Annotated in this window: 6 protein-coding genes; 1 reads left to right on the top strand and 5 read right to left on the bottom strand. The window is 68.0% G+C overall.

Annotated elements, in window-relative coordinates; translation table 11 throughout:
• Window positions 1-155 precede the first annotated feature (155 nt).
• A complete protein-coding gene (locus tag MK177_04190) occupies window positions 156-1,271 on the top strand; it encodes a mechanosensitive ion channel family protein (protein MCH2426514.1) in 1,116 nt (371 codons plus the stop codon).
• Window positions 1,272-1,283: 12 nt separating this feature from the next.
• On the opposite strand, the gene MK177_04185 is transcribed toward MK177_04190, so the two are convergent.
• From MK177_04185 to MK177_04165, 5 genes are all read right to left on the bottom strand, one after another.
• Window positions 1,284-4,127: an ATP-binding cassette domain-containing protein gene (locus MK177_04185; GenBank protein ID MCH2426513.1), complete on the bottom strand. Its 2,844-nt coding sequence runs from the start codon at window positions 4,125-4,127 to the stop codon at window positions 1,284-1,286.
• 1 nt (window position 4,128) lies between these two features.
• Window positions 4,129-6,369: an MFS transporter gene (locus MK177_04180; GenBank protein ID MCH2426512.1), complete on the bottom strand. Its 2,241-nt coding sequence runs from the start codon at window positions 6,367-6,369 to the stop codon at window positions 4,129-4,131.
• A gap of 26 nt (window positions 6,370-6,395) precedes the next feature.
• Entirely contained in the window at window positions 6,396-7,640 is a 1,245-nt protein-coding gene (locus MK177_04175; GenBank protein ID MCH2426511.1) for an acyl-CoA dehydrogenase family protein, read from the bottom strand.
• A 163-nt stretch (window positions 7,641-7,803) separates the two neighbouring features.
• Complete coding sequence (locus MK177_04170; GenBank protein MCH2426510.1) at window positions 7,804-9,123, bottom strand: phenylacetate--CoA ligase; 1,320 nt, start codon at window positions 9,121-9,123, stop codon at window positions 7,804-7,806.
• A 57-nt stretch (window positions 9,124-9,180) separates the two neighbouring features.
• Window positions 9,181-10,107, bottom strand: coding sequence for a hypothetical protein (locus tag MK177_04165; protein ID MCH2426509.1), 927 nt, complete (start codon window positions 10,105-10,107; stop codon window positions 9,181-9,183).
• Window positions 10,108-10,115: the final 8 nt, after the last annotated feature.

Here is a 10,115-nt window from a genome sequence, read left to right as displayed (position 1 = left end):
ACCTCTCTGGCGCAGCCTTCTCTACATCCTGCTGGGCACGGTCGCCGCGCTCTGGGCCGTCGCCTCGCTCATGGGCTGAGGCCTCCGACCTGTCGGGAACGTGGCGCGGGGTAGGGCCGATGGTTGGGCTACCGTCCGACGCGGAGGTGATTTCGATGGCTGAGGCGGTGACCACCGAGGTGCTGGATCCCGGGCTGGCGGATGCCTGTGGTCCTGATCCCGGACTTATCTGCGAGTGGATCTGGGAAGCCACTGGCAACGAGACATTGGCCGGCCTGGTCGACTGGTTGATCGAGCGTCCGCTCAAGGTGGCGGTCATCCTGATCGGCGCCGTGGTCGTGAACCGCCTGGTGAAGCGGGCCATCGACCGTCTGGTCAGCCGCCTCGTGGAATCGAGGACCCGGGAGGAGGGCGAGGCTGAAGCCGAGTCATCGACCCGGCTGGCCCAGCTGGGGCGCCGGGCCCGGAAGCTGACCGGGATCCACGAACGTGCCGAACGATCCCGCCAGCGGGCCCGGACCCTCGGTGGACTATTCCGTACCACGACCACCGTCGCCATCTACGTCCTGGCCTTACTACTTGCCCTGGGGGAGATCGGATTCGACCTGGGTCCGCTCATCGCCGGTGCGGGCATCGTCGGCTTCGCCATCGGCTTCGGTGCCCAATCGATGGTCTCGGACATCATTGCCGGGATCTTTATCCTGGTTGAAGACCAGTACGCCGAGGGCGACTGGGTCGACCTCGGTGATGCGTCGGGGACAGTGGAGGCGGTCAACCTTCGGACCACCGTTCTCCGGGACATCGCCGGGTCGCAGTGGACGGTTCCCAATGGTGAGATACGCCGGGTCTGCAACTTCTCGCAAGACTTCGGCAAGACGGTGCTTGACGTCGACGTGGCCTACGACACGGACATCGACCTGGCGGCCAGTGTCATCAAGGAGGTGGCCGACGAATTGTGGCGAGAGAACCTGGACTCGACGACCATCATCGAGGAACCGCAGATTGCGGGGGTGCAGAACTTCGGAGCCGACTCGATCACCATCCGGTTGGTCGTCAAGACCGAGGCCGGTGAACAGTGGGCCACCGGGCGCCTCATCAGGGCCCGGCTGAAAAAGGCTTTCGACGCCAACGGCATCGAGATCCCCTTCCCGCAACGCACGGTGTGGGTCCACCAGGTCGACGACAAAGGGCTCAGTCCTGTCGAGCCAACCACCCAGATTCGCACCGATCTGCTGGATGGCGGCGTTGGGGGCGGCGACGCTGAGGAGTAGCCGCCCGGTCCCTTAGGTGTCGCTGCGGGAGATGGCCCGTTCGTCGGTCCCCAGGTAGCTGGCCACCACCCGGGGGTCGTTGCGGACCTCGGTGGGTGTGCCCTCTGCGATGACCTGCCCGGCCTCCAGGCAGTACACCCGGTCCGACAGGGCCATGATCATCGGCATGTCGTGCTCGATGACGATCATCGTGGCGTGCAACTCCTGCTGGATCTGCTTCAAGAGCGGCCCGAAGGCCTCGGTCTCGCGTTGGGCCAACCCGGCCGTCGGCTCGTCGAGGCACAGGACCTGGGCGTCGAGGGCCAGCAGGCCGGCAAGTTCCACGATCCGTCGGGTCCCTGTGGACAGCTCGGCTACGAAGATGTCCGCGTAGCGACCCAGGCCCAGGAAGTCGATCATCTCCGACGCACCGGTTGCCATGGTCCGCTCCGTACGCGTTGACGACGGTAGGAACAGGGTGGTCGACAGCAGGCTGGTACGACCCCGGGCCTCCAGAGCCACCTGCACGGTCTCGCGAACAGTCAATTCCGGAAACAGCCGGGCGGCCTGGAACGTGCGGCCCAGTCCTGTCCGGGCCCGGTTGGATGCCGAGCGTGACGAGACGTCGCTGCCGAGGATCTCCACGGTGCCCTCGGACGGGACGAAGCCGCCGATTGCGTTCATGAGCGTCGACTTGCCGGCGCCGTTGGTGCCGATCAGGCCGACCACCTCGCCGGGATGGGCGACGATCGACACCCGGTCGACGGCACGGAGCCCCCCGAAGGTGACGGAGGCGTCCCTCACGGCCAGTGCGGGGCCCTCGAATACGGGGCGTGCGCGTCCACCACTGATGACGACGGCGGGTGGGGTGGTGGACTTCTTGGCGGGGGCGTCCGGGAGCCGGGACTCGGCCCACCGGAGGATGGCGTCCCTGGTCGAGTACGTGATCTGGATGAGCCCGCCCGGGAAGTACAGCAGCAGGATGAGGAGGCCGATGCTCGAGGTGAACAGGGGTACCAGCTCGTTGTCGGGCCAGAAGGCGGGGAGGCCGACCACCCAGAGGGCGCCGACGACCGGCCCCATCAACGTTCCGAGCCCCCCGATGATCACCATGGAAACCAGCCGCAGCGAGTCGGTGATCTGGAACAGGCGTTCCGTGTAGGGGATGTTCTGGACGAGGCCACCGAGGAGGGCGCCACCCAGGCCCGCCATCCCCCCGGCGAGGGAGAAGGCGATGAGCTTCGTCCGGGTGGGGCTGACGGTGTAGGCGGCAGCCGTATTCTCATTCTCCCTGACCCCGATGATCGTGCGGCCTATGCCGCTGTTGCGGAGTCGGGCCACCACGAACAGGAGGACCACCAGGATGCCGAGGCACAGGTAGTAGTAGGCCCGCTGGCTGGTCAGGTCCAGCGGTCCCAGGCTGCCACGACGGAACGGGACGCTCTGCTTGTAGCCACCGTTGAACACCGGACGCCGGTACAGGTACTGCTGGGCGGCCATCGCGAAGGCGAACGTCGTGATCGCCAGCAGCAGCCCCTTCACCCGGAGCGCGCCGAGTCCGATGAGCGCGGCGGCCACGGCGGCCACCACGGCCGCCAGCAGCATGGAGACCAGGTACGGCACTCGGGGGAGGGTGACCGAGAAGAACTCCCACCTGTCGCCCAGACCCACGCCGAACTCGAGTCCCCGGTTGAACCCGGCGGCGAACAGGGCGCCGATGCCGGCGAATGCCATCTGGCTGAGGGAGAGCTGGCCCCCCCAGCCGGTCACGATGGTCATGGAGAGGGCGCAGACGGCGAAGGCCAGGATGCTGGCGTACAGCAGGTGCCTGGACGGCCTGGTCACCACGTAGGGCAGGACCAGTGCGATGGCCAGAAGGAGGCCGAGGGCCGTGGCCGGCATCGCGCGTACCCACCTGATCTCCCTGAGGCGCTCAGGGACAGGTCGACGTCGGGCCGAGAACGAGAAGGAGCCCTCGTCCTCGGCCAAGCTGCGACTGTGGAAGGCCACGGCTACGGCCACCACCACGAACAACAGGAAGTCGATGAGGCCGCCCTGGTTAAAGAACACAAACTGCACGTGGGCCTGAACCACCCCGATGGCCACCCCGGCGGCCAGAGCCCTCGGGAACGAGACCATGCCGGCTATCACCGCGGCAGCCAGGGCGCGGGCCATGGTATTGGGGCCGAGGTTCGAAAGGCCCCCGATGCTTCCCCGGTTCGCCGAGATCAGCAGGAGCGAGATGGTCGCCAGGAGTCCGGCAACCGTCCAGACGAAGAGCTGGACCATCTTCGGGTCGATGCCCGAAATGCGGGCCAAGTCGGCGTTGGAGGCCGAGGCCTGGACCGTCTGGCCGAACACGGTGCGGTTCAGGAACCAGGCCAGGCTGGCGGCCAGCAGCGGGACCAGCACGAGGATGGTGAGCTTCGGACCGGTGATCCTGAGGCCGAAGACGTCCTCCCAGATGAACGTCAGCGGTGCCGGAAAGCGCTGGTGGCGGTTCCTCTCCAGGTCGGGATAGGACGCCAGGATGGCTTGCATGAGCTGGGCGATCCCGATGGTGGCCACCAGCACGATGACCCGGGGGGCGTCGAATAGGCGTCGGATAACCGCCCGTTCGACGATGGCCCCTACCCCGATTCCCACGGTGAGGACGATGGGCAGCGCCAGCCAGTAGGGGAACCCGTAGTTGAAGACCAGGAGGGCCATGAGGCCGGTGGCCGGGAGACCCATGTTGCCGACGGCCAGGTTGATGACCCGGGTGGACCGGTAGACGAGGACGACGCCGAGGGCGAGGAGGCCCAGGACCATGCCGTTCACGATGCCGTCGAACCACAGTTGCCGGGTGGTCCAGACGGCCAGTACGGCCCCGCCCACGTCAGCCGCCGTCCCGTCCCAGGAACACGGCCCGCGCCATGTCGTCGCGCTCGAGCAGTTCCTGCGCCGAGCCCTCGAACCTGACCTGGCCCTTCTCGAGGAAGATCGCCCGGTCAGCGATCGACAGGGCCACGTTCAGCGACTGTTCGACCAGGATGATCGTCTGGCCCCGTTCCTGGAGCCGCTCTACCAGCTCCAGGAGGTCGTGGACGACCGTCGGGGCCAAGCCCAGCGAGAGCTCGTCGATCAGCAAGACCTCGGGTTCGTGGAGCAGGACACGGGCCAGGGCCAGCATCTGCTGCTGGCCTCCGGACATCGAGCCGGCCCGCTGGTCCTGACGGCGTTCCAGGTCGGGGAACAATTCGAGCACCGAGGTGATGCGCCGCGCGACGTCATCGCCGTCGCTGCGGTGGATGTAGGCCCCCATCACCAGGTTCTGGTGGACCGTCATGTCCGGGAACACGCCCTTGCCGCCCGGGAGCTGCTGTATGCCGAGACGGGACCGCAGTTGTGGCGAGGTGTAGGTGACGGTTCGGCCACCGAGGCGTACCACCCCCCGCTGTGGGATCCCGAGCCCGCTGATCACCCTCAAGATGGTGGACTTGCCGGCACCGTTGGTGCCGAGCAGGGCCAGCGTCTCGCCCTTCCTCACCTCGAACGCCACGTCGAACAGCACCTGGACCGGCCCGTACGAGAAGTCGATGTTGTTGAGCTGCAGGGCCGGGACCTCGCCGTCACCGGCGGTCCGTCGTTGCTCGTCCTGTTCGTCGAAGAGCTCCTGGACGTTGAGAGACAGGTCTTTGCGGACGTGTCGGGCGCTCCGGTACATGATCCACCCGCCGATCACCGCTGATGGGATGGTCAGGACCAGGGTGGTGACGCGCGGTCCCCATGCGTCGGCGAACATGAACGAGATGAGACCGCCCCCGGTCCCACCGATGAAGAAGATGTAGAGGGTGATCAGGGCGGTACCGCTGCCTCGCAGTCGGTAGGGGACGATGGCCTGCATCACAGGGCCGACCATGGCGAATGCGGTGCTGAGCATGACAAGCGTCGGGATCGAGAAGGCGATGAACAGCGGCACCGTGGGCATTGCCCACTGGATGGGCTTGAACACGGCTGAGAAGCCGATCAGCGCACCGATCATGTGCAGGGTGCGGGTCGGGTTCTCCCGCCAGAGACGGTCGAACTTCGGACCCACGTACACCAGCGACAGCACCGTGAAGATGCCGGCGGCGGTGGCCCAGGCACCCCGCTCGAACGATTCCAGGCCGAACTCGTCCTCCAGCCAGAGGTTCTCGAGTACCGGCGCGGTGAAGAGGCCGAATCCCAGGGCGCTGAACCCGACGACGACCGACTTCACGGTTCGGATCCGCATGAGTCGTGAGAAGGCGGCGTCCAGCGAGACCGGCAACGGGTCGTCCTCGGTGAACGACTCGCCCAGCACGTCCTCCTTCTCCCACCGGCCCCGCTGTGGTTCCTTCAGGAAGAAGGCGGCTATGGCGGCCATGGCCACCGGGATGCCGAGCAGGTAGTAGGCCCACCGCCAGCCGTCCACCTCGCCCGGCCCGTTGGCGATCGCCGCGATCCCACCCACCAGGATGGGGCTGATGACAGCGATGAGGCGGCCCATGCCCTTGTCGAGGGCGCCGATGCGGCCGCGGATCCCAATCGGGTAGGTGTCGGCGATGGTCGATGAGTGCACTGGGATGGTGTTGGCCTTGGCAATGCCCACGCCGAAGCGAGCCCAGAAGAAGGAGAAGGCGTTCACCGCCATGCCGGACAGGGTCACCATGGCGGCGAACACGATGCTGGCCCAGCCGATGATGGGTATCCGACGCATCCGGTCGGCGGCCCAGCCCATGGGTATGGCGCCCAGGACCACGAATGCACCCGACGAACTGGCGATGAAGGTGATGGTGCCGTCGCTGACCCCGAACGTGTCCCTGATGTCGGGGGCTAGCACGGCGATTGCGGCGTGCTGCAACTCGTCCAGGGAGTTGAGGATCGCCAGGACCACGAACGTGGCAGCGCCGCCCCCCATGGCGAGCCCCTTCTTCAGGCTTATGCCCTCGCTTTTGACCCCTGGGAGCAGGTCATCGGGGAAGAGGATCTCGCTGGACTGCTGGTCGGCATGACGGGCGGCCTCCTCGGCCAGCACCGTGCCGGCCAGGGAGGCAGCACTGGCGGGCGTCACCTGCCCGGCGGCCGGCTCTTCGGGTATGCGGCTGTCGTCATCCATGGAACGGTGTCACCCCCTGTCCCCGCTCAGGCGCGGGGGACATCCTTCCATGCCCCGTCCCGGTCGTTGCCCGGCTCCCGGGGCAGGCCCAGGGACCGCTCGGCCAGGTTGTTCTTATGGACCTCAGTCGTGCCGCCGCCGATCGAGATGCTGAACCGGTTGATCACCTCGGCCCGGACCCAGTTGCCCACGGAGTCGTCGCCGACCAGGGCGGCAGGCCCGGCGAGTTCTGCGGCCAGGTTCCCGGTCATCACCTTGGTGCCGGCCGCCATCACCTTGGTGAGTGCGGGATCGAACGGTGGTTCGCGTCCGTTGCGGACGGCCGCCTGGATGCGCTGGCCCATGAGGGACTGCAGCCTTTCCCGACATATGACCGCTGCCAAGCGCTGGCGGATCCGGGGGTCGTCGAGGCCACCGTGCATGGCCGCCAGGTCGCGTAGGCGATCCGAGGCCAGCGCACCGCCACCCCGGCCTATGAAGGCCGCCTCGTTCGAGAGCACCGTACGGGCGGGACTCCAGCCGCCGTGGACCTCACCCACCACCTGGTCGGCCGGGATGCGGACGCCGGACAGGAAGACCTCGTTGAAGTGGGACGAGCCGTTGGCCTGGACCAGTGGTCGGACCTCGATGCCTGGCGATGACATGTCGACCAGCAGGAACGTGATGCCGCGGTGCTTTGGGGCGTCAGCGTCGGTGCGGGCCAGCAGGAAGCCCCATTGAGCGAACTGGGCACACGAGTTCCAGACCTTCTGGCCGTCCACCACCCATTCGTCGCCGTCCAGGACGGCACGGGCGGCCAGGCTGGCCAGATCGGATCCGGCGCCCGGCTCGCTGAACAACTGGCACCAGGCCACTTCGCCGCTGATCAACGAGGGTAGGTGTCGGGCCTTGAGGTCGTGGGTGGCGTGGGCCAGCAGGGTGGGGCCCAGCATGGCGATGGTGGCGCCTACGAAACCGGGACCCGATCCGTATGTGGTGGCCTCCTCGGCGAAGATGCGCTCGGCCCACGCCGGGTGGCCCCCCCCGCCGTACTCGACGGGCCATGTGAGGCCGGCCCAGCCATGGGCGGCCAGGGTGCGCTGCCAGGCCCGTCCGTGCTCGAAGTAGGCCCTCGCCTCGTCATCGTCGGGGAAGCCGGACACCTGCCAGGGGTCGACCTCGGCGCGCGGCTCGGCGTGGGCTGCCAGGAAGGCGCGTGCCGATGCCCTGAAGGACAGCTGTTCGGGCGAGTCGGCGTCGTCGTCGGCCGGGATGCACGGGCGGTCGAGCACGTCGAACAACGCTAGTGGTAGAGAGAATCTGACGGACCATCAGGAAACTGTTTTCTGCCTTGGAGACCGACGGTTCGCCTATCTGCCATTCCGTCGGTTCGCCGTCCCGCGGTTTGATGGTTGACCGGTCGGTCCGGGGGCTTCTGGCGATGGGAGGGTCCCCTCAGGCCAGTGGATCCGTGTCGTCGACCTGTTCGTAGACCCGCTTGACCTTGCCGACCTCGGTACGGGGCATGGAGCCCTCGGGGACCAGCTCCAGGTCGGCCCGTATCCGGATCCGGTCGGCCATGACCCTGGCGATCCGGTCAGCGGCGGCCGACAGGCGGTCCGCGGCGTCGGCCGTGGCCTCGGCCCGGATCCGCAGCTCGACCATGGAGCCCCGCCGGTCTACGACGATGGCGTAGTTGGCGCCCACGTCGGGGTCGTCCATGAGCACAGCTTCGATCTCGCGGGGGTACACGTTGATGCCCCGGATAATGAGCATGTCATCGGCCCGACCGGTCAGGCGTGCCATGCGGGTCCAGTGTCGGCCGTCGACCCCGCCGTCGGGGAGGATCCGGGTGATGTCGCCGGTTCGGTAGCGCAGGACAGGCATGGCCTCCTTGGTGAGCGTGGTCAACACCAGCTCGCCGAACTCGCCGTCCGCCACGGGCGCACCGGTCCCCGGGTCGACGATCTCGGGCAGGAAGTGATCGTCGAACACGTTCAGGGCCCCCAGGTCGTCCGGTGCCTCCATGGCCACACCGGGACCTATCACCTCTGAGAGGCCGTAGATGTCCAGCGCAGTGAACCCGCCCCCCCAGGCGTCCTGGATTCGGGTGCGCATCCCCTCGGACCACGGTTCGGCTCCCAGGATGCCGATCTCGACCTTCAGCCGGTCGCGGATGCCCTGGGCGTGGGCCCTTTCGGCCAGCACGAGGGAGAACGACGGCGTGGCCGACATGACCCGGCTACCCAGGTCCTCCAGCAGTTGGAGTTGGAGGGTGGTGTTGCCGCCGGAGACCGGAACGACGGTGCAGCCCAGCCGCTCTCCGCCGTAGTGGAGGCCAAGGCCGCCGGTGAACAGGCCGTAGCCGTAGCCGTTGTGGAGGATGTCGTCGGGGCGGGTGCCGGCCAGAGCCAGCGCCCGAGCGTTGACCTCGGCCCAGATGGAGAGGTCGTTCGGGGTGTAGACGACGATGGTCGGCTTGCCGCTCGTGCCCGAGCTGGCGTGGAGACGGGTGGTGCCCGCCATGGGGGTGGTCACCATGCCCAGCGGGTACTGGTCGCGCAGGTCCTGCTTGACGGTTAAGGGCAGCGACGCCAGGTCGTTCACTGAGGTGATGCCCGCCGGGTCGACGTCGGCCAGGCGCTCCGTCCAGAAGGGGTTGCCGCTGGTGGTGAGGCGGGCCACCAGGGCGGCCAGGCGCTCGCCCTGGAGCTTCCGCTTCTGGTCGACGGGGAGTCCGGTGACGTCGACGGGGTCGAAGGGGGCGCCGGGCACCCACGAATCCTAGATCCACTCGGGAGCCGGCCAGCGAGGTCCGGCTCCGCCGGGCCGTCAGCCGGCCCGGACCACCGCGGAGGCCACGATCAGGTCCCAGGCGGCCAGCCCGACCGACTTGAACAGGGTTACCTCGTCGTCCGACGTCCGACCGACCGTTCCGCGGCAGAGCTCGGCCAGGTCGCCGACCACGGAGTCGAACGACCATTCGCCGGCTTCGGCCGGAACCATGAGGTCGCCGGCCTCCTCGGCTGCGGCGTGGCGGTCGTCCACGAACACCGAGGCCCTGTTCACTAGGTGGGCGTCGACCTCCCGACGGGCCATCGAGTACGAGCCGACCAGCCCGACGTGGGCGCCCGGCCGTACGGCGCCCGTGGGCACGACCGGCGTGGCTGATGACGTGCAGCCGCACACGATGTCGCAGCCCGCGGTCTCCTGTGGAGAAGCTGAGATGGCCTCCCGACCTCCGGCGTCCAGGTCGGCGACGAACGCCTCGGTGGAGCCCTCGGAGCGTCCGGTCACGAGGATCCGGGTGGTGTCAGGGCGTACCGCCAGCATGGCGTCGACGTGTCCCCGGGCCTGGACGCCGGTACCGAAGATCCCCAGCGTGGTGGCATCGGGTCGTGCCAGCAGGTCGGCGGCCAGCGCTGAGGCGGCCGGGGTCCGCAGCGTGGTGAGTGCCGATCCGTCCAGGGTGGCGGTCGGAACACCGGTCTCCCGGTCGCAGTAGAGATAGAAGCCGTGGATCAGCGGCAGGCCCCGGTCACGGTTGCCGGAGACGACGCTGACGACCTTCACGCCGATACCGGCCGCCGACACCGCCGGCATCATCAGGAAGTCGTCGGCCGGGCCGAGGGACACCTGGGTGCGGGGATGGAGGTCACCCGGTTCCCGGGATCCCACCCGGAGCGCCTCGATGCACGTCGGCATGTCGACGACGGCCCGGATGGCCTCGGCGTCGTAGTGGGGGAGCATGCCAGCCATCGCTCCGT

The sequence above is a fragment of the Acidimicrobiales bacterium genome (genome assembly GCA_022452145.1).
Classification (GTDB): domain Bacteria; phylum Actinomycetota; class Acidimicrobiia; order Acidimicrobiales; family MedAcidi-G1; genus UBA9410.
This window is presented reverse-complemented; position numbering and strand designations above follow the sequence as displayed.

Bases quoted from the DNA above. Each gene is read 5' to 3' on its own strand.
- MK177_04190 (MCH2426514.1), top strand. From the start codon at position 156: ATGGCTGAGGCGGTGACCACCGAGGTGCTGGATCCCGGGCTGGCGGAT.
- MK177_04180 (MCH2426512.1), bottom strand. From the start codon at position 6,369: ATGGATGACGACAGCCGCATACCCGAAGAGCCGGCCGCCGGGCAGGTG.
- MK177_04165 (MCH2426509.1), bottom strand. From the start codon at position 10,107: ATGGCTGGCATGCTCCCCCACTACGACGCCGAGGCCATCCGGGCCGTC.